Annotated in this window: 20 protein-coding genes and 1 tRNA gene; 8 read left to right on the forward strand and 13 right to left on the reverse strand. The window is 63.9% G+C overall.

The genetic code is table 11. The annotated features are described in order from the left end of the window. Positions 1–124: 124 nt before the first annotated feature. The 5 genes from FEZ63_RS03390 (at position 125) to FEZ63_RS03410 (ending at position 4,447) form a co-directional block, all read left to right on the forward strand. Entirely contained in the window at positions 125–547 is a 423-nt protein-coding gene (locus FEZ63_RS03390; RefSeq protein ID WP_150942219.1) for a DUF5602 domain-containing protein, read from the forward strand. Next, on the forward strand, positions 544–1,059 hold the full coding sequence (locus FEZ63_RS03395; RefSeq protein WP_150942220.1) for a plastocyanin/azurin family copper-binding protein: 516 nt from the start codon (positions 544–546) through the stop codon (positions 1,057–1,059). The genes FEZ63_RS03390 and FEZ63_RS03395 overlap by 4 nt, the downstream gene beginning before the upstream one ends. A 33-nt stretch (positions 1,060–1,092) precedes the next feature. Beyond that, complete coding sequence (locus FEZ63_RS03400; RefSeq protein ID WP_150942221.1) at positions 1,093–1,806, forward strand: RNA polymerase sigma factor; 714 nt, start codon at positions 1,093–1,095, stop codon at positions 1,804–1,806. 164 nt (positions 1,807–1,970) lie between these two features. After that, positions 1,971–3,296 carry an HdeD family acid-resistance protein gene (locus tag FEZ63_RS03405; protein WP_150942222.1) on the forward strand — a complete coding sequence of 442 codons (1,326 nt, stop codon included), beginning with the start codon at positions 1,971–1,973 and terminating at the stop codon, positions 3,294–3,296. After that, positions 3,293–4,447, forward strand: coding sequence for an MFS transporter (locus FEZ63_RS03410; RefSeq protein ID WP_150942223.1), 1,155 nt, complete (start codon positions 3,293–3,295; stop codon positions 4,445–4,447). The genes FEZ63_RS03405 and FEZ63_RS03410 overlap by 4 nt, the downstream gene beginning before the upstream one ends. Positions 4,448–4,461: 14 nt before the next feature. Here the strand turns inward: FEZ63_RS03410 and FEZ63_RS03415 are convergent, their stop codons facing one another. Both FEZ63_RS03415 and FEZ63_RS03420 read right to left on the reverse strand, forming a co-directional pair. After that, the gene (locus FEZ63_RS03415; RefSeq protein ID WP_150942224.1) at positions 4,462–5,712 is read right to left on the reverse strand and encodes an acyltransferase family protein; all 1,251 of its coding nucleotides are present in this window, start codon (positions 5,710–5,712) and stop codon (positions 4,462–4,464) included. A 164-nt stretch (positions 5,713–5,876) separates the two neighbouring features. Beyond that, positions 5,877–5,961: transfer RNA gene (locus FEZ63_RS03420), tRNA-Leu, on the reverse strand. A 191-nt stretch (positions 5,962–6,152) separates the two neighbouring features. Here FEZ63_RS03420 and FEZ63_RS03425 point away from each other — a divergent pair. Together FEZ63_RS03425 and FEZ63_RS03430 are read left to right on the forward strand one after the other, a co-directional pair. Then, complete coding sequence (locus tag FEZ63_RS03425) at positions 6,153–6,734, forward strand: YqaA family protein (RefSeq protein ID WP_150942225.1); 582 nt, start codon at positions 6,153–6,155, stop codon at positions 6,732–6,734. A gap of 10 nt (positions 6,735–6,744) precedes the next feature. Beyond that, on the forward strand, positions 6,745–7,227 hold the full coding sequence (locus FEZ63_RS03430) for a disulfide bond formation protein B (RefSeq protein ID WP_150942226.1): 483 nt from the start codon (positions 6,745–6,747) through the stop codon (positions 7,225–7,227). 3 nt (positions 7,228–7,230) lie between these two features. Here the strand turns inward: FEZ63_RS03430 and FEZ63_RS03435 are convergent, their stop codons facing one another. Continuing rightward, a complete protein-coding gene (locus FEZ63_RS03435) occupies positions 7,231–7,800 on the reverse strand; it encodes an HNH endonuclease (RefSeq protein WP_162419657.1) in 570 nt (189 codons plus the stop codon). Positions 7,801–8,006: 206 nt separating this feature from the next. Between FEZ63_RS03435 and FEZ63_RS03440 the strand changes: the two genes are divergently transcribed. Further along, positions 8,007–8,525, forward strand: coding sequence for a DedA family protein (locus FEZ63_RS03440; RefSeq protein WP_150942227.1), 519 nt, complete (start codon positions 8,007–8,009; stop codon positions 8,523–8,525). Positions 8,526–8,545: 20 nt separating this feature from the next. Here FEZ63_RS03440 and FEZ63_RS03445 read toward each other — a convergent pair whose 3' ends face one another. The 10 genes from FEZ63_RS03445 to FEZ63_RS03490 all read right to left on the reverse strand — a co-directional run bounded on the left by FEZ63_RS03445 (position 8,546) and on the right by FEZ63_RS03490 (position 17,931). Next, positions 8,546–9,532 (reverse strand): c-type cytochrome, encoded by a 987-nt coding sequence (locus FEZ63_RS03445; RefSeq protein ID WP_244622610.1) that lies wholly within the window; start codon positions 9,530–9,532, stop codon positions 8,546–8,548. A gap of 123 nt (positions 9,533–9,655) precedes the next feature. Beyond that, positions 9,656–10,138 carry a cupin domain-containing protein gene (locus tag FEZ63_RS03450; protein ID WP_150942229.1) on the reverse strand — a complete coding sequence of 161 codons (483 nt, stop codon included), beginning with the start codon at positions 10,136–10,138 and terminating at the stop codon, positions 9,656–9,658. Then, positions 10,135–11,016, reverse strand: a complete 882-nt coding sequence (locus FEZ63_RS03455) for a 3-hydroxybutyryl-CoA dehydrogenase (protein ID WP_150942230.1) — start codon at positions 11,014–11,016, stop codon at positions 10,135–10,137. The genes FEZ63_RS03450 and FEZ63_RS03455 overlap by 4 nt, the downstream gene beginning before the upstream one ends. An 82-nt stretch (positions 11,017–11,098) precedes the next feature. Then, on the reverse strand, positions 11,099–12,040 hold the full coding sequence (locus tag FEZ63_RS03460; RefSeq protein WP_150942231.1) for an electron transfer flavoprotein subunit alpha/FixB family protein: 942 nt from the start codon (positions 12,038–12,040) through the stop codon (positions 11,099–11,101). A gap of 16 nt (positions 12,041–12,056) precedes the next feature. Then, positions 12,057–12,806 carry an electron transfer flavoprotein subunit beta/FixA family protein gene (locus FEZ63_RS03465; RefSeq protein WP_150942232.1) on the reverse strand — a complete coding sequence of 250 codons (750 nt, stop codon included), beginning with the start codon at positions 12,804–12,806 and terminating at the stop codon, positions 12,057–12,059. A gap of 102 nt (positions 12,807–12,908) precedes the next feature. Next, complete coding sequence (locus FEZ63_RS03470) at positions 12,909–13,616, reverse strand: rhomboid family intramembrane serine protease (protein WP_150942233.1); 708 nt, start codon at positions 13,614–13,616, stop codon at positions 12,909–12,911. 8 nt (positions 13,617–13,624) lie between these two features. After that, positions 13,625–14,200, reverse strand: a complete 576-nt coding sequence (locus FEZ63_RS03475; protein WP_150942234.1) for a cob(I)yrinic acid a,c-diamide adenosyltransferase — start codon at positions 14,198–14,200, stop codon at positions 13,625–13,627. Positions 14,201–14,220: 20 nt separating this feature from the next. Continuing rightward, the gene (locus FEZ63_RS03480) at positions 14,221–14,802 is read right to left on the reverse strand and encodes an acyloxyacyl hydrolase (RefSeq protein ID WP_150942235.1); all 582 of its coding nucleotides are present in this window, start codon (positions 14,800–14,802) and stop codon (positions 14,221–14,223) included. Between the two features lie 216 nt (positions 14,803–15,018). After that, complete coding sequence (locus FEZ63_RS03485; protein ID WP_150942236.1) at positions 15,019–15,210, reverse strand: twin transmembrane helix small protein; 192 nt, start codon at positions 15,208–15,210, stop codon at positions 15,019–15,021. Between the two features lie 147 nt (positions 15,211–15,357). After that, complete coding sequence (locus tag FEZ63_RS03490) at positions 15,358–17,931, reverse strand: TIGR02302 family protein (RefSeq protein ID WP_150942237.1); 2,574 nt, start codon at positions 17,929–17,931, stop codon at positions 15,358–15,360. Positions 17,932–18,034 lie beyond the last annotated feature (103 nt).

The raw sequence follows: 18,034 nt of genomic DNA on the forward strand, positions 1-18,034 counted from the left end.
CATTCCGCTCCCACATTCACCGTGCCTAGCTGATCGGATCGATGGGAACCTTCTCGCCTCTGCCTTCTCCAATGTTGTGACGCCCCGGATTTGAACGGCGTTTTGCTGCAACACGGAGACTGCCATGAGAATTCTGCCCTTCGCGCTCGCGACGCTCCTGATCGGGTCCGTTCCGGTTCTCGCGCACGACGTACCGGCCGCCGTCGCCAAATCGCCCCCCAAGGGCACGTTCCAGCAGGTCAGCAACCTGGTGAAGCTGCCTGATTTTCTGCCGGGCATGGGGCAGCTTTTCGTCGACCCCGCGACGCTCCCCGCTGGCCCTTTCCTGGCCTACGATCATGACGGTAAGCTCGTCAGCACGATCTACATGATCCCGGTCGAGGATCTGAACGCGAACAAGCGCTTCGATGATCTCGCGGCCCCCGGCGGCAATGTCGACCACGTCGACATCTACTTCAACGCCGGTCATCCGGGCGTCGAGAAGCCGCATGCCCATCTTGTCCTGTGGCATGTGGCGAAGGCTGACGAAGCACGGGTCGCAAAATGACGACCCGCCGTGAGATCCTGATGGGAGGCGGCGGAATTCTTGCCGCCGCCTCCCTGGCATCCCTCACCGTCCGGGCGGACGAACCGATTGAAATTCGGATGCAAGGGCGGCCGGATGGATCGCATGTGTGGTTCGACCCGATCGGCATTCGCATCATGCCGGGGCAGACCATCCGGTGGATCAATCTCGATCCGGGCAATTCGCACACCGCGACGGCCTACCATCCGACGAATTTCGGCCGGGCACGGCGGATGCCAAATGGTGCGAAACCATGGAACTCCGATTACCTGCTTCCGGACGAGAGCTTTTCCATCACCTTCAAGCAACCCGGGGTCTATGATTATTATTGCGTGCCCCACGAGCATGCGGGGATGGTCGGGCGCATCGTGGTCGGGACGGCTCAAGCACCCGGTTGGATGGCGGCTGGAACTGGGGATCTGCCGGAACAGGCCTTGCGGGCGTTTCCGAGCGTCGAGGATATCATGCAGAAAGGGACGATCCGGCACACGTGAGGCGTGCCGGATCGTCTGAGGGAAGGCGATCCGATGTTGAACCCTGGACACGCCGTTGCGCGAAGCCGACTCAAACTTGAAACCGCGCCAGATGAAGAACTCGTCGCGCTCTGCCGGGACGGCGACGAGGGCGCAGTCCGCGTGCTCGTCCGGCGTCACAACCAGCGCCTTTTCAGGGTCGCCCGGGCCGTGGTGCGCAATGATGCCGAGGCCGAAGATGTCGTGCAGGAGACCTATGTCCAGGCATTCACCCATCTCCACACCTTTCGCGGCGAGGCCCGTTTGTCGACATGGCTTACGCGCATCGCGTTCAACGCCGCCCTTGCTCGCGTGCGCCGACGGCGCCCGATGGCTGCGCTCGAGGAGGTCGATGCGCAGGACAGCGGCTCAGGCGGGCGTCTGATCATGTTCCCCTCACCGCCACCACCGCCAAATCCCGAGACGGAGCTGGCCCGCAGCCAGATTCGCGGGGTCCTCGAACGGGCGATCGACGAATTGCCCGATTCCTTCCGGGTGGTTTTCATCATGCGCGACGTGGAAGGCATGAGCACGGAGGAAACCGCCTCCTACCTTTCGATCAGGGTGGAGACGGTCAAGACGAGACTTCATCGCGCGAGAAAGCTGATGCGCTCAGCAATCGAGACGCAATTGTCCGGGGCATTCGCGGAGGCGTTCCCCTTCGACGGGGCGCGCTGCGTCCGAATGGCGGACCGGGTGGTCGAGAGGCTACGGGCGTTAAAGGCGTGAGCGCCGAGGTTTCGGATCCGGGTCCGTCGCGCCCCTCGATCGACCGCTGTCTTGCGGCGCGATTTGTCGGAATGCTAAGCTTTGCCGTCCGCGGATCCCGTCCCTGGAGCAAGATCCCGCGGGTCGGTCGCGGAGGCCTGACGCCGACCTGATGAAAGCTCGACATGATCCGCCTGGCGATTCTGCTGATGGGTTTCGACACCATGCGCCGGCAATGGCGCTCGCTCGCGCTGCTCGGGGGCGTATGGTGCCTGCTTGGTCTGATCATCATGATCGATGCCGCCGATGGGGTCACCGTGGTCATTACGGAGACCTTTGGCTATTTGCTTATTGTCGAGGGCTTGCTGGCGGTTTCCCTGACCCTTGGCCTCGGCGGCTATCGCGGACGGTTCTTCCTGGCGCGCGCGCTGGTGATGATCGCGCTCGGGCTGCTCATCGTCGATCTTCCCTGGCGCAACGACATTGCCAACAGCCTGCTCTTCGGCATCGCTTTCTTGATCGACGGCCTGATCCGGCTCACGGCCGCCTGGCTGGTGCGCTATCCCCGCTGGCGGATCATCGCTGCCGTTGCGCTGCTGGAAATCGGCCTCGCGGTGCTGGCTTTCTCCAATTGGCCGATCTCCTACACCAAGACGGTGCCGTTCTGCATCGGCGTCGCGCTGTTTCTGTCGGGAGCCACCATTCTGCGGTTGGCACTGGGCTTGCGCGGCCTGCCGCCGGCACCGGGCGCCTGGCCGCTCTTTGCCCGCTCGCGCTGGCTGCCGCCGGCGATGAGCCTGACGACCCCATCGGCTGAGGAAGCGAATGATTCGCTGATCGTCCGCGTCTGGACGCCGGTCGCCGCTGCCGGAGAGGCGCGCCGGAGGCCGATGGTCGACCGCTATATCGCGGCCGTAGACCGCAATGGTGTCATCTCCACCGGGCACGCGGCAATGGAATGCGGCTCCAATCTTTACATCAGCCACTATCCGGGGACCGAAATCGACCGCTCGGCGTCGGAGTTCTCGCGCGTCGTGCGGGCGGACACTACCAACGATGTCCAGGGCCGCTTTCAGCCGTCCTATGGTTGTGAGACGTCGCAATGGTGCGAAGCCGACGCGATGGTGAAATTCCACCGCTTCGATGCTGCGAAACTCCAGGCTTTCTGGGCCGCTTACCGGACCGACGACACCTACAACCTGACCAACCGCAATTGCTCCGTCGCGGTGGCGCTGGCGCTCGAAGTGGCGCTCGAGGGCGTCATGCGGTCCGACAGGGTCTGGCGACGGTTCCTTCGCCTGATGTTCAATCCCGATCTGTGGCTCGCTGCCGTGCTGCGCGAGCGCGCCGAGGCCATGACCTGGACGCCGGGTCTCGTGCTGGACTATGCGCGAGCCCTGCGCCGCCTCGTCCATCCGTCGCGCGTGCGCTGGCCCAGCAAGCTTCGCAACGTCCTGCGCGAGCATCGCCGGGTGCGGGCGCAGATCGAGCACGCGGCTGCCTCCGCATGAGCCAGGCCATCGCGCTCAGCAATCGGCAGCGGTTCATCTCGGCGATCGCCGTCGTGGCGACCGCCACGATGTTCGGCCTCACCTACAGTCTCAGCGCCGCCCTGATCGCGCTCGATCTCGCCGAGCGCGGGTTCGGCGAATCGATGATCGGCCTCAATGCGGCGATGCATGCCATCGGCGTGCTCATCGTCGCGCCGCTCCTGCCTCGCATGGTGGGGCATTGGGGCACGAGACGGCTCGTCCTCGTGGCTCTCGCCATGGCCGCGGTGGTGCTCGCGCTTTTTCCTGCCGTGCCCTTCGTCTGGCTCTGGTTTCCCCTCCGCCTCCTGCTCGGCATGGCCTCCGAAGTCCTGTTCGTGCTGTCGGAGACCTGGATCAATTTTCTCACTCTCGAGAAGGCACGAGCCCGCGCGATGGCCGCCTATACGGCGGCGCTTTCGCTTGGTTTCGCCCTGGGCCCGCTGATCCTGTCCTTCACGGGCACGTCGGACGCGACGCCCTATCACTTGGGCGCGGGCCTCGCGCTTCTCGCGCTCGTGCTGATTGCCATGCCGGTGGTCGTTACCCCGACCCGCGAAGAGCCCGCGACGGGAAACCTGCTGCGTTATGCCCGCATCGCCCCGATCGCCATCGCCACCACCGTTCTCAACGCGGCTCTGGAGACGGCCGGACTTTCGTTCCTTGCCCTTTACGCCATCGGCAATGGCTGGGCCGAAACCCCGGCGACGCAACTGATCGCCACCATGATGTTCGGCGCGATCTTCCTGCAACTGCCCATCGGCTGGCTCGGCGACAAGATGGACCGTCGCAAGCTCGTCCTCGCGCTCGGCCTGCTGTCGTCGATCGGCGCGCTGGTCTGGCCTTTCGTGCTCGGGAACCCGCTGCTGGCGCACATCACGGTTTTTATCTGGGGCGGATTGTTCGTCGGTATTTACACGATCATGCTGACCGTCGTCGGCAGCCGCTTCAAAGGGAGCGAACTCGTGGGTATCTACGCCGTGATGGGTCTCACGTGGGGTGCAGGCGCGCTGCTCGGCCCGGCGCTTGCCGGTCTTGCGATGGACGTCACGCCGCACGGATTGCCGATCTTTGCCTCGCTGGCCTGCCTGGCCTTCGTCATCTTCATGGCGCGGGTGAAGAGCAGGGCTTGACGCTTCCGCGCTCGCTACGCTCCGCCTTGAGCCACGCCAGGAGGGGTCGCCAAAATGTCAGACGCTTCTACGGGGGAAATCGCCACCGGCTCGAGAAAAACCGCGGCTGCGCCGGGACGGGTCGAAACCTCCGGCGCCACGGCCTTGGCGGACAAGGTGAGTCCGACAAGCTGCGCCATCGTCTGGCTGGGCATCTCGATGAGACGATGCAGCACCCAACTCAGGAGCAGCGTCACGCCGAAGGCGATAATCACTCCTGCGCCTGCCGGAAATCCGACCCGCGCCAGAGTCCAAAGGATCACGTACCCGACGATCGCGTGCACGGCATAGAGCGGATAGCTCACCGCCGCCAGAAACTGCAGCGGCCTCCTCGTCGCCCAGGCTCCCTGAAACCGATAGGCGAGCAGAAAGACCGCGAGTGCGACTGCGTAACTTACCCTCGACGTCAGGGTCAGCGTGCTCGGGGTGATGGCTGCTCCGGCAAGGAACAATCCGAAGAGCCCGACCACCATTGCCGCCAAGGCACGGCGGGTGAGAAAGCCGCGGAAATGAAAGTTCACCGCGACGCCGATGAACATGAACATCAGAAACGGACCGTTCAACGCCGCGACAGTGACGAACTTCCAGGCTCCTCGGGCCAAGAGGGAGGACGGCCCGACATTTCCGAGGAGCGCCATGACGATACATGTGCCGAAGAGGAAAAGTGGTGCCGCAAAGGCGAGGATGCGACCCCGCGCCAACAGCCCCGCGACGATCGCACAAACCACATAGAAGCGGATTTCCATCTCGATGGTCCAGACAACACCATCGATTCGGTCGACTGGAATGATCGCCCGGAGCCCCGCGACCGCGTGCGTTGCAACATGCCAGGGTGAGAATGGGAATTGCTCTCCCCTTGCGGCGAAGAGCAGGCCGAGGCTTGCGACGCCGATCAGGAACCCGGCCGCATAAACAGGCAGAATCCGCACGGCTCTGGCGACCAGAAAGCCAAGCGGATTGTAGCGCTGCAGCGAGAACGGGATCACGAAGCCGCTGATGAGGAAGAAGAGGCCGACGCCGAAAGCGCCCCAATTGAAAGCCACGTGCGGAAAGAGCCACGGTGCGAGATACGGGTTCTCGATGGAGGCGGGCAAGGGCGCCAGCTTGAGTGGCCCGACGGTGCCGGCGCGGTCCAGCCAGAAAGTTCCCAGAAAATGCGACGCGACCACCGCGAGAGCCGCGGGACCGCGCAATGCGTTCGCAAATTCAACTCGCCCCGCCGACATTCCGCCCCTCACGTTTCACATCCCGTACCAGATCCCGACGCGCGTGAACACTGCCGCATCGTGTGCGGGCTGCCTCGGCGATCGAGGTTTCGAAAAGTGACGACCGGCGGGCCTGAAGGTCGTCAGGCCTCGCGTTTCGAATGCGCCACTGGTCTGGGAGAGCGTGGTGCCCCTGGCCGGAATCGAACCAGCACTCCTTGCGGAACTCGATTTTGAGTCGAGCGCGTCTACCAATTCCGCCACAGGGGCAATGCGGGTGCCGAGTAACATAGGTTGCGCCGGGCGGTCAACGGTCGCGGCACGCTGCCTCTCGCCACGGAGGGCGGCTTGTGCTCAAAGGGGCCGGGCAGCGACGCGATGATCTGCGCGTCATCCGCCCCGGTTCAGGCTCCGTTGGGACTGAACTGATCTCCAGTTCGCCCGATAGCTTCAGGGATGCCATGCTGAGACGCCTTTACGATTGGACCCTGTCGCTGGCGGCAAAACCCTCCGCGCCTTATGCGCTGGCGCTTGTCTCGTTTGCCGAAAGCTCTTTCTTTCCGGTCCCGCCGGACGTGATGCTGGTGCCCATGATGCTGGCGCGGCCTGATCGTGCCTGGTCCTACGCGCTCATCTGCACCGTCGCGTCGGTTGTGGGCGGCGTTCTGGGCTACCTGATCGGATATCTCCTCTACGACTCGGTCGGAGCCTGGCTGTTTCAGGTCTATGGGCTGGCGGACGGGGCCGAGGCGTTTCGGCATTCCTATGGCGAATACGGACACTGGATCATACTTCTGAAAGGCTTGACGCCGATCCCCTACAAGCTGGTGACGATCACATCGGGCTTTGCGGGCTACCCCCTCGGCTGGTTCATCCTCCTGTCGGTTCTCACCCGCGGCGCCCGTTTCTTCCTCGTGGCAGTGCTGATGAGCCGGTACGGGTCGGCCATCAAGGGCATCATTGATCGGAATTTCAACGTGGTGGCGGCCGGCGCCATTACCGCCATCGTCGGCGGCTTCGTGGCTTTCCGCTATTTGTTCTGAGGACGTGCCGATGCGATTCCCCCTCAATCTCCGGCAAGCCTCCCTGACCATCGCTCTTGTTGCGGCGGCCACCGTCGGCGGCGCGCTCCTGTTCCAGCATGTATGGGGTTATCAACCCTGCAAGCTCTGTCTGCAGCAGCGCTATCCGTATTATCTCGGCATTCCGTTGGCCTTGGCGGGCGCCCTGCTGCCGCGCCAATGGACGCGTGCGGGGCTTTATCTGATGGTGCTGCTCTTCGTCGCCAGCGCGGCCCTTGGGGCTTACCACGCCGGTGTCGAATGGGGCCTATGGCTCGGCCCGAGCGATTGCGGCGGCAATGTCAGCACCGGTCCCGGCAATGTCGGCGATCTCATGAGCCAGCTCAATTCCATCCGCGTCGTCAGCTGCACGGAGGCGGCATGGCGTTTTCTCGGCCTTTCGCTCGCAGGCTGGAACGTGCTGATCTCGCTTGGAATTGCCGGCCTGGCATGGAGCGCCGCGCGCCGCGGCTGATACTTACGGCTCCAGTTCGCTGTCCCAGTAGAGATAGTCGAGCCAGCTGTCGTGCAGGTAATTCGGCGGGAAGAGGCGGCCGTTGGAATGAAGATCCTGCAGCGTCGGTGCGAACGGGTTCTGGCGGGGCCACATCTCCACGTGGCTGGGGAGGCGGTCGCCCTTCCGCAGGTTGCAGGGTGCGCAGGCCGCGACCACGTTCTCCCAGGTGGTCTGTCCGCCCTTTGAGCGGGGAATGACGTGATCGAAGGTCAGGTCCTCGCGAGTGCCGCAATATTGGCAGGTAAACCGATCGCGCAGGAAGACGTTGAAGCGGGTGAAGGCCGGGTGCCGAGAGGGCTTGACGTAGGTCTTGAGGGAAATCACCGAAGGCAGGCGGATTTCGAAGGACGGACTTCGGACCGTCTTGTCATATTGGGAGACGATGTTGACGCGGTCGAGGAAGACCGCCTTGATCGCATCCTGCCAACACCAGATAGACAAGGGGTAGTAGCTCAACGGCCGGTAATCGGCATTGAGGACGAGGGCCGGGCAGGCCTCCGGTCGCACAACAGGTTGGACGTGTATCGTCACCGTATCTCCTCGGTCAGAAGAGCAGCACCCCGTAGGGATTAAGACTACAGGAATTGTGACGCTGTTGTGAAGCGGACCTGAGGCAACTCTGTGACGCACCCACAAGAAAGCTGGCGAAGGACAGAAATTCCTCGCCAGCGAGCCGTCGCCATGGGATTTCGGTCAAATATCTCCGATTCCCCGGTTCTGCGGCGGTTTGATTCCAGATGAGCTTCTTTCACCAGGCCGCCGCAGACGTCGAACACCTCATCATGGTCTACGGTGCGTTGGCGCTGTTCGTCGTGATCTACTTCGAGTCGTTCGGAGTGCCCCTGCCCGGCGAGAGCGCCCTCATTGCGGCCTCGTTGCTCGCCACACGGGGCGATCTCGATCTTGGACACGTGTTTCTGGCGGCTTTCCTGGGCGGCGTGCTGGGGGACAGCACCGGATACCTGATCGGGCATATCGGCGGCAGGCGGCTGCTCGAACGGTACGGTTCGCTGGTGAAGCTGACGCCGGAGCGTCTGGCACAGGTGGAATCGCTTGCGCGCCGCAGGGGCTTCCTGATGGTGCTGACGGCGCGGTTCGTGGTGGTGCTCCGGCAGCTCAACGGATTGGTCGCGGGCTCCGTGGGGATGCCTTGGACGCATTTCGTGGCCGCCAACGGCCTGGGCGGAGCGCTCTGGGCGGGCCTGTGGACGCTGGGGCCGTACTACTTCGCGGATCTGTTCGGCCGCTTCATCTAGGCTTGATGGCCCGGGCTGATCTACGGCGCCCGTTTGCCCGGCACCGCACCGGCCGCCTTGAGCCGCGCGATCTCGTCCCGGATCGGCTTGAACGGACCGTAGACATGCTGCGCCAGGCTGAACCCGTCGGCATAGGGGCCGTAGGGCGTGTCGGCCGGCTTTTGCAGGAGATCGGGGTAATCCTTGTCGAGATCCGCCTTGATCGGCCGCGGCTGCGAGATCACGAAGGCCGCAACGTCCCACGCATCCTCGACGGAGAGACGCGGCATCACATAACTGGTGCCGTTCGGCATGTTGTCGTGCGCGAAATTCGCCAGCGTGACGAGGCGGTTCATGCCCGCGCTGTTGTTGAAACTGTCCGGCCCCCAGAGCGGCGGCACCATGTAGCCGAGATCGGTCGTTGGCAGAGAGCGGCGCAGGCCCGCGCCGTCGGTCCCGTGGCAGATGGCGCAGTTCTGCTTGAAGATGCCGTTGCCGCGCACAGGATCGGCCGCACGGTCCAGTTCGGCCATCTGACCGGCCCCATAACCGGTCAGTTTCTCGCCCGGCTTCACTCCGAGCGACAGAAACCCGACATAGGCCACCATTGCGCGCATTTCTTGCGACTCGATGGGCAGCGGCTTGCCGTTCATGCTCCGCGTCATGCAGGCATTGAGCCGCTGCTCGATGGTGATCGGTTGGCCGCTTTCGGAATCGTATTGCGGAAACTGGTCCAGCAATCCCCACAAGGGATTGCCGAATTTTTTCGTGCCGGCGTCGAGATGGCAGTTGCGGCACGCCAGATTGTTGCCCGCATAACGTTTGGTCGCATCCGGTACGAGCGGGCCGATATGGGCATAAGTGGCGGTGATGAGGTCGCGTCCGCGACGCACGAGCCGTCCGTGATCGTCGTCAGGCAGGGAACCGATGTCCGGGACGTTCCAGAACGGATCGGGCGCGGGGGATCCTTGCGCGTAAACCTGCTGAGCGCCGAAAGCCGAAAGCGCGAGCAGAGCCGCAACTGCCATGCGGCGGAGTCCTTGTTTGACCATGAGATGCCCCAGCGAGATGCGGGTATTCTGCCAAGAGCGTGGGCGTATTGCCAGCTTGATGGCCGGGAAGCGGCGCCCGCCTGAGATCAGCATGCAGACCTACAGCTCACCCCAGTTCTTTTTATTTGCAGCATCGAAGACGATAAAGCCCTCCGGCGATTTCACGCCGATTTTGCCCTGCTGGGGGAAATCGATGATATCCACGTCACGGTTCTCGCCGCCCATCAGATAGACGAGTTCGCCGGCACTGTCGTTGCGCAGGTGATGGGGAAGGGACGGCGTTCCAAACGCGATGAAATCGCCGGGGCCGACGATATGCTCCTCCTCTCCGGAGATCAGCGTCGCCTGCCCCTCGAGGATATAGAGCCACTCCTCCTCGAAATGATGGGCATGCAGGACGAAGGATTCCTTCCCGGGCTGGATGCGACCGAGGCTCACCGGCGCACGCGCCAGGCCGGCAAGGCGGCTCAAGGGAGCGCCGCCCAACTCGGACCGGGGATTGTAGGGATGGCTGAAGACGGTCGGCTGAGCCGCAATGTCGGCGGCGCGAAGAATGACGGCGGGTTTGCGCCCCTCGCTCACCGCGTCGGAACCGGTTTCTCACCGCGATAATCGTAGAACCCGCGCTTGGCCTTGCGACCGAGCCAGCCGGCTTCGACATATTTCACCAGAAGCGGGCAGGGGCGGTATTTCGAATCGGCCAGACCCTCGTGCAGAACCTGCATCACCGACAGGCAGGTATCGAGGCCGATGAAATCTGCGAGCTGCAGTGGGCCCATGGGATGGTTGGCGCCCAGCCGCATGGCTGTGTCGATGGCCTCGACCGAGCCGACGCCCTCATAGAGCGTGTAGATGGCCTCGTTGATCATCGGCAGCAGAATGCGGTTGACGATGAAGGCCGGAAAATCCTCCGAGACCGTCGTCGTCTTGCCGAGTTTGCCGATGAACTCCTTGGCGGATTCATAGGTCGGGTCTTCGGTGGCGATGCCGCGGATCAGCTCCACGAGCTGCATGACCGGGACCGGGTTCATGAAGTGGATGCCAATGAAGCGCTCGGGCCGATCGGTCGATGCCGCGAGCCGCGTGATCGAAATCGACGAGGTGTTGGTGGCGATCATCGTGTCCGGACGGAGGGACGGACAAAGCGCCGTGAAGATCTTGCGCTTCACCTCTTCGTTCTCGGTCGCCGCCTCGATCACGATGTCGCAAACCGCCAGATCGTCATAGGTGGGCGCGGGCGTGATGCGCGCGAGTGCGGCTTTGCGCTCGGCGTCGGTGATCGCTTCCTTCGAGACCTGGCGTGCCATGTTGCCGGTGATCGTGGCGAGGCCGGCATTGATGCGCTCTTCCGAGAGGTCGTGGAGCCGAACATCAAAACCCGCGAGCGAGCAGACGTGAGCGATGCCGCTGCCCATCTGGCCAGCGCCGATCACTCCGACTGTTTTGATCTCGATACTCATCTTGCCTGTCGCCTCAGACGTCTCGCCATGAAAAGGGGCCCGGGCGGCAACGCCGCGCGGGGCATACACATTCCTGACCCGATTACCCTGCTTTGGTCAACTCTTCTTGCAGCTGTGGCAGGATCGTGAAGAGATCGCCGACGAGGCCGTAATCGGCGACCTGGAAGATCGGCGCCTCCTCGTCCTTGTTGATGGCAACGATTACCTTGGAATCCTTCATGCCGGCGAGGTGCTGGATGGCGCCCGAGATGCCGACCGCGATATAGAGTTGCGGCGCCACCACCTTGCCGGTCTGGCCGACCTGCCAGTCGTTGGGGGCATAGCCGGCATCGACCGCAGCGCGGCTGGCGCCCATGGCGGCTCCGAGCTTGTCGGCGATCGGCTCGATGTACTTGGCGAAGTTCTCGGCCGAGCCGAGCGAACGGCCGCCCGAGATGATGATCTTCGCCGAGGTCAGCTCGGGCCGGTCGCTCTCGGCGATCTCCTCGCCCTTGAAGGTGGAGAGAAGCGGATCGGCCGCTGCCGCCACCGTTTCGATCGCCGCATTGCCGCCCTCGGGCGCTGCCGGGAAGGCCGAGATGCGCACGGTGATGACCTTCTTGGAATCGGTTGCCTGCACCGTCTGGATGGCATTGCCGGCATAGATCGGACGCTCGAAGGTGTCGGGTGAAACCACCTTGGTGATGTCCGACACCTGCATCACATCGAGGAGAGCCGCCACTCGGGGCAGCACGTTCTTGCCCGTGGTGGTGGCCGCCGCCACGATGGCGTCATAGGCGCCTGCCAGCGAAACGATCAGCGCCGCGACCGGCTCGGCGAGCTGATGCTCGTATGCCGGGGCCTCGGCGAGCAGAACCTTCTCGACGCCGTCGAGCTTCGCCGCAGCCTCGGCGGCCGCCTTGGCGTTCGCGCCCGCCACCAGCACATGGACCGGTCCACCCAGAGCCTTGGCGGCCGAGAGTGCCTTGTGGGTCGCGTCCTTGAGGTGAGCGTTGTCGTGCTCGGCGATCAGCAATGTGGTCATCTGTCTCTTTCCTACCTTAGAGCACGCCGGCTTCGGTCTTCAGCTTCTGGACCAGTTCGGCCACCGAGCCGACCTTCACCCCGGCCTTGCGGCCGCCCGGCTCCGTGGTCTTGATCACCTTGAGACGGGACGCGATGTCGACGCCCAGGGCCTCGGGCGACGTTTCGTCAAGCGGCTTCTTCTTTGCCTTCATGATGTTGGGCAGACTCGCATAGCGCGGCTCGTTCAGGCGCAGGTCCGTCGTGACGACCGCCGGCAGCTTCAGGGCCACCGTCTGCAACCCGCCATCGACCTCGCGGGTGACGTCGATTCCACCGTCGCCGGGGGTCACCCGGAACGCGAAGGTCCCCTGCGGCCAGCCCAGCAGGGCCGCCAGCATCTGACCGGTCTGGTTGGCGTCGTCATCGATCGCCTGCTTGCCGAGAATGACCAGATCGGGCTTCTCCTGCTCGACTACCTTTTGCAGGAGCTTGGCGACGGCGAGCGGTTCAACCACCGCATCGGTTTTCACCAGAATGCCGCGATCCGCGCCCATGGCGAGAGCGGTCCGGATCGTCTCGCCCGCCTGTTGCGGGCCGATCGACACCGCCACGACTTCGCTCGCCTTGCCCTGTTCCTTCAGCCGGATGGCTTCCTCGACGGCAATCTCGTCGAAGGGGTTCATCGACATCTTCACGTTCGCAAGCTCGATCCCCGAGCCATCACCCTTCACTCGGACCTTCACGTTGAAATCAACAACGCGCTTCACACACACCAGAAGCTTCATAGGGCTGTCCTCATCGAAAGATACAGGTCCGATGGCGCGTGGCCGCCTATCCGGACGGGCAGGGAAATGTTCGCCGGGACCCTATATCGCAGACCGCGATTGTCAACGCGGCGCGTGCATCTCGTGCGCCTCGATTCGCGCGAGCAGCGGATCGAAGCGATGACGCATGAACGGAATGAGCACGGCGCCGGCGACGAACCCACCGAGATGCGCGAACCACCCAACGCCGTCATCGGCGCTGAAGAACGCGGACGCGAATTGCAGCACGAACCAGAACCCGATGGCCCAATAGGCCGGCAGGCGAAGTGGCAGGCCGTTCAGGAACAACGCCCAGATCCGCACCCGCGGGTACAGGATGAGATACGCTGCGACGACGCCCGAGACTCCTCCCGAGGCGCCGATCAGGGGGCGGTGGGATGCCGGGTCGATCACCGCATGGAGGAGGCTCGCGGCGGTTCCGCACAAGACAAAAAACAGAAGAAAGCGGCCATGCCCCATGGCATCCTCGACATTATCGCCGAAGACCCACAGGAACAGCATGTTGCCGATCAGGTGGAAAAGCGATCCGTGCAGGAAGATGTTCGTCACGAGCGTCATCTCGACCGGCACGAACGGAAACCCTTCGGGCAGGACTTCAGCACCGAACAACACCGCGGGGATCAGCCCGAAACCGGCCACCATTTCGTCAGCGCCGATCGGCGTATGGAACGTGAGGATGTATAAAAAGATGCAGAGCGCCATCAGCCCGCGCGTGGCGAACGGCGTCTTCATGTTCTTCAGGGGGACGCCGTCGTGAAGCGGGAGGAACATGGTCTGCTTCAGCGATTCTGGCCGGGAACCCAGAGGACGTCCAAAGCACCTTTGTCGTTGATGTAGCGGGAGGCGACGAAAAGAAGATCGGACAGGCGGTTGAGGTAGCGCACCGCCTCCACCGAGACGACCTCGTCGGGCTTTTCCGAGAGTTCGACCACCCGCCGCTCGGCACGGCGGCAAACCGTCCGTGCGAGATGGAGCGCGGCGGCGGCTGCCGTCCCGCCGGGCAGGACGAAGGAGCGCAACGTCGACAGATGCGCGTTCATCTCGTCGATCTCGCGTTCGAGACGATCGACCTGACCCTGCGTGATGCGCAAGGGCGTATAGGGAAGGGGCTTGCCGGTTTCCACCGTCGCCAGATCCGAGCCGAGATCGAACAGGTCGTTCTGGATCCGGCTGAGAACGGCATCGAGCGCGTCGCCCGCAGTGTGCAGACGGACCATGCCGAGACACGCATTGGTTTCATCCACCGTGCCATAGGCCTCGATGCGGAGATCGTGTTTCGCGCGACGCCCACCCGCCGCCAGGGCCGTCGTGCCGGTATCGCCTGTCCGGGTATAAATCCTGTTCAGAACGACCATGTCGGCTCTCCAGCGTGCGATCAGAACGTATAGCCGACCCGCGCGCCCACATTCGTCAGGCCGCGGTTTTCGGAACAGGCCCCGGCATTCGTCAGGTGCTCGAGTGTCGCCATGACGCTCCAGTTTGCCGAGAGCCTGACGCCGACCGAACCGGATTCGCGAAAGAGGGGCGAGCAGCCAAGCGATTCAAGGTTCCGAGACATGGCGGAGGTTTTGGTGTCACCGTCGTGGAATGCGCCCCCAATGCTTCCCTCGACGAAGAGGGAGGGCGTGATGTCGACAGTCCATGAAAGGCCCGCATAGGCGAAACTCGTCTGGCCATCGAAGTTCAGGCTGCCGCCCACATGCGGCCGGGGAATAAAATAACTGGTGAAGAGGTCGGAGGCTGTGAACGGTTTCGCGAACAGGATCTCGCCGGTCAGGTTGGCCGAGTTGCCCCGGCTCTCGGCTCCCCAGGGATCGTGGGCCGAAAAGCCGAAGCGGAATTCCGACAGGAGACCGCGCTGTGGACTGGCCGGCTTCTTCCAATCCACCGCGGAGGCGCAAGGGGCGCCCACGACGGCGAGCAGAAGGCTCAGACCTGTAACTGTGCCCACACGCATACGGGGGTCGTTCCAATACTTAGCAAAGATAATGAGGCCATGCCGCGAAGCGGTTATGGCTAATGGCGTCTTATAGAGAGCGCCGCCGACAAGCTGTCAATATGGCAGGCGAGAGCATGATGCCGAAATGTGCAACGGTCTTCGGACGACATCATGCTCCAACTTATTGGAATCGATCTTATGCCTTTGGAAAATTCCCCCCAAAGGCATCGTGATCTAGGCGGCGCGCCACCAGATCACCCCCATGATGACGATGATGGCCACGAATTGCAGCAAAACCCTTAATCGCATCAGGTGTTGCGACTTGCTTGCGTCGCCGCCCCGCAACATGTTGACAAGTCCCAGCAGCAGAACGATCGCGACGGCGAGGACGGCCACCGGGACGAGGATGTCGGCGAAGCTGTTCATGGAGAATTCCACTGTCGGCGAAGCGGATACCGGCGCCGAAAAGCTGATGGAGAAGCCCGGCTCGGATCAAACGAAACTGGATCGGTCAAAGAATCGGGCGGAAAATGCAGCGAACGCCGTCTCAAAGCAAGCGCGCGGCGGTTCTCTTCAGTTGCGGCGCAGGAGGCGGTCGAAATAATCCAGCTCTTCCTGAGGCCGCGTCGGGTCACCGAGCTTGCGCCGCAATTCCTCGAGAATGCGGCCGGCCCGTTGCGCCGGGGATTCGTTGACGCTGGGGATTGGGCGTCCTCCTTCCGCGGCGTCGCGTGAGCGCGTCGGGCGGCCGAGCGGATCATTGTTCTCTCGTCCCGCCTGCTCGCGGCCCTGGGGATTCGCCTGGCCGCCGGGCTGATCGCCCGCCTGCTCGTTGCCCTGCTGGCCTTCCTGCATCTGCTGCATTTGTTGAGCCATGCCCTGCATGCCGCGGCGAAGCCCTTCGAGAGCTCGTCCCTGGGCGTCGACGGCCTCGCCGTCCTGACCTTGTCCAAGGGCGCCCTCGGCCTCCCGCATCGCCTCCTCGGCATCGCCAAGGCCCTGCTCGTTCTGCATGCCTTGGCCCTGCATGCGGCGCTGAAGTTCGCGCAGGCGCTCCCGGAGGGCTTGCTGGCGCTCGCTCAGGCCCTTGCCGCTCTGTCCTTCCTGCTGGCCTTCGCCTTCTTCGCCGTTCTCCGCCTGCTCCTGGTTGTCACCCGGCTCTCCGCGCTGCCCACGCTGGCGGTGTTGCCGATTGCGGTCGCCCTGCTGCATTCGCCGGTTCTGGCCGTCGCGGAAGGTGTCGTCTCGCAGGTTTTGCTGATCGCGTGCCATATCCTCCAGATCGCGCATGGATTGCTGCATCTCGCGGCCGAGCGGATCGGACATCCGGCCATCGGGCCGGGCGGTCTGCAGATTCTCGAGGATGTTGCGCAGCTCGTCGAGGAGGCGCTGTGCCTCCGCCACGTCGCCACGCCGCATGGCGTCTTCCATCTTCTCCAGCATGCGGTTGAGATCGTTCTGCGAAATGACGCGGTCCGGTTCGCGCTGGTTGGGGTCCTGCGTCGTGGGGTTATCCTGCATCCGCTGGGCGAATTCGCGCAGGAACCTGTCCATGGCCTGCCGCAACTCGTCGGTCAGGCGCTTGATCTCGCTATCCGGCGCGCCGCGGTCCATCGCCTCCTTCAGGCGCTCCTGCGCGGCGCGCAATTGCTGCTCGCTGTCCGAGAGATTGCCGTCCTCGATCTGCACCGCCATGGTCCACAACCACTCGGCAACCTCGAGCAGGGCCTCATCGCTGCGCGCTTGGCGCAGCCGCTCCGCAGCGAGGCGAAGGCCCATGAACACGCCCCATTGCGGCGTGAAGCTGTCGGGTTCGATCAGCAGGGCATCGAGGGCGGTCTGCACCCATCTGCGATCATCCGGCGCGAGGACGAGATCGCGCCGTTGCTCCACCAAGGCTTTCGCCAGCGGGTTGGAGAAGGCCCGCTGCGGCAACGTGAAATCGATCGTTTCGCTCAATCCCTCCTGGCCCGCCTCATCCTTGACGCGGAGCTGGATCTTGACCTTCGCGCCGGCCCAGGGATGGGTCGAAAGGTCGACGAGCGCCCGGGTCTCCGGCGCATTCTCGTCGTGGTTCGGAATGGCGAGGGAAAGCGCAGGCGCGGGCACCAGGCTGCGCCCGGTGACATTGCCGGATCGCTCGACCAGACCGTCGGTCGAAGCGATGCCGTAATCGTCCTTCCCTTTGTAGACGAGTGTGAAGCCGCCCTGGCCGTTCACCTCCGGCGGCCCCGTGAAGGCGATTGCGGGTGCACGGTCTGGAATCGCCTCGAAGGTCAGGCGCGCGCCGCTCGCGAACCCGGTCTTGAGGCTGATCTCGGAATTGGCTTCCAGCGTAAAGCGCTCCTCGCGCAGATCGGCGCGCTGGCCCGCTTTGGGCGGCAGGGGTGCGAGGCCGGCGCCCGCCGTGATTTCGGCCGTGCCCTCACCGGCGATGCGGATCACCACCGTGGATCGGACCGGCATGCGCAGCGTCTGGCTCTTGGCGAGGTCGATCATGACGGGCGGCGCTCTCGTGTAGAGCGGCGGGTCGACCCAGCCGTCGATCCGGAACGCCGGACCGGGCCCGGCCGGCATCCGCCAGTCGAAGGCGGAGGAGAGACGGGGTCCCATTTCGGGACCGGCCACGAATGCGCTCGCCACGAACGCCAAAAGCGCGACCGCTCGCAGGGCATAGAAATCCCGCTTGGGCATGTCGGGCCGGGGCGGCGCAACCCTCATATGCCGGATGGCGTCCTCCGCCCGGCGTCGATGGAGCGCCCAGAGGGCACGTGTGCCAGGGTCGGCGGAACCGATGGTCAGGGTGTCGACGAGCGTATGGGCTGGCGAATGGCTCAGGCCGGTATCACGATCGATGCGCCCCAGAACCTCTGAGCGGGTCGGCCGGCGAAACCGGATCAGCGGCCAGAACGAGGCCGCGAAGACGGCAGCAAACAGGCCGAGACCGATCATCCGTCCCACGGGGCCCATATCGAGCCACAATCCGAACCAGGAGGCGGTCAGAAAAACGAGGACGATTCCGACGGGGAGCCACGCGCGCGGCCAAGCCTGCTCCCAGGTCAGCGCCGTGCGGGCACGCACCATCAGTTCCCCGAAACGGGACGCAATCTGGCTTGAAGCGGGCAACGTGCCCGGGCCTTCGCTCATGCCGTCCGTCTCCTCGCGCGCATCGAAGCCCCCACCGGAAGCTATCATGGCGTTAGGTCATGACCAGCGGCGAATTGGGCAACTCCGCCATGATGGAAACGAA

Source organism: Microvirga brassicacearum, assembly GCF_008757455.1.
Lineage (GTDB): Bacteria > Pseudomonadota > Alphaproteobacteria > Rhizobiales > Beijerinckiaceae > Microvirga > Microvirga brassicacearum.

Coding starts and splice junctions, on each gene's coding strand:
- FEZ63_RS03390 (WP_150942219.1), top strand. CDS start 125: ATGAGAATTCTGCCCTTCGCGCTCGCGACGCTCCTGATCGGGTCCGTT.
- FEZ63_RS03395 (WP_150942220.1), top strand. CDS start 544: ATGACGACCCGCCGTGAGATCCTGATGGGAGGCGGCGGAATTCTTGCC.
- FEZ63_RS03400 (WP_150942221.1), top strand. CDS start 1,093: ATGTTGAACCCTGGACACGCCGTTGCGCGAAGCCGACTCAAACTTGAA.
- FEZ63_RS03405 (WP_150942222.1), top strand. CDS start 1,971: ATGATCCGCCTGGCGATTCTGCTGATGGGTTTCGACACCATGCGCCGG.
- FEZ63_RS03410 (WP_150942223.1), top strand. CDS start 3,293: ATGAGCCAGGCCATCGCGCTCAGCAATCGGCAGCGGTTCATCTCGGCG.
- FEZ63_RS03415 (WP_150942224.1), bottom strand. CDS start 5,712: ATGTCGGCGGGGCGAGTTGAATTTGCGAACGCATTGCGCGGTCCCGCG.
- FEZ63_RS03425 (WP_150942225.1), top strand. CDS start 6,153: ATGCTGAGACGCCTTTACGATTGGACCCTGTCGCTGGCGGCAAAACCC.
- FEZ63_RS03430 (WP_150942226.1), top strand. CDS start 6,745: ATGCGATTCCCCCTCAATCTCCGGCAAGCCTCCCTGACCATCGCTCTT.
- FEZ63_RS03440 (WP_150942227.1), top strand. CDS start 8,007: ATGAGCTTCTTTCACCAGGCCGCCGCAGACGTCGAACACCTCATCATG.
- FEZ63_RS03445 (WP_244622610.1), bottom strand. CDS start 9,532: ATGGCAGTTGCGGCTCTGCTCGCGCTTTCGGCTTTCGGCGCTCAGCAG.
- FEZ63_RS03455 (WP_150942230.1), bottom strand. CDS start 11,016: ATGAGTATCGAGATCAAAACAGTCGGAGTGATCGGCGCTGGCCAGATG.
- FEZ63_RS03460 (WP_150942231.1), bottom strand. CDS start 12,040: ATGACCACATTGCTGATCGCCGAGCACGACAACGCTCACCTCAAGGAC.
- FEZ63_RS03465 (WP_150942232.1), bottom strand. CDS start 12,806: ATGAAGCTTCTGGTGTGTGTGAAGCGCGTTGTTGATTTCAACGTGAAG.
- FEZ63_RS03470 (WP_150942233.1), bottom strand. CDS start 13,616: ATGTTCCTCCCGCTTCACGACGGCGTCCCCCTGAAGAACATGAAGACG.
- FEZ63_RS03475 (WP_150942234.1), bottom strand. CDS start 14,200: ATGGTCGTTCTGAACAGGATTTATACCCGGACAGGCGATACCGGCACG.
- FEZ63_RS03480 (WP_150942235.1), bottom strand. CDS start 14,802: ATGCGTGTGGGCACAGTTACAGGTCTGAGCCTTCTGCTCGCCGTCGTG.
- FEZ63_RS03485 (WP_150942236.1), bottom strand. CDS start 15,210: ATGAACAGCTTCGCCGACATCCTCGTCCCGGTGGCCGTCCTCGCCGTC.
- FEZ63_RS03490 (WP_150942237.1), bottom strand. CDS start 17,931: ATGAGCGAAGGCCCGGGCACGTTGCCCGCTTCAAGCCAGATTGCGTCC.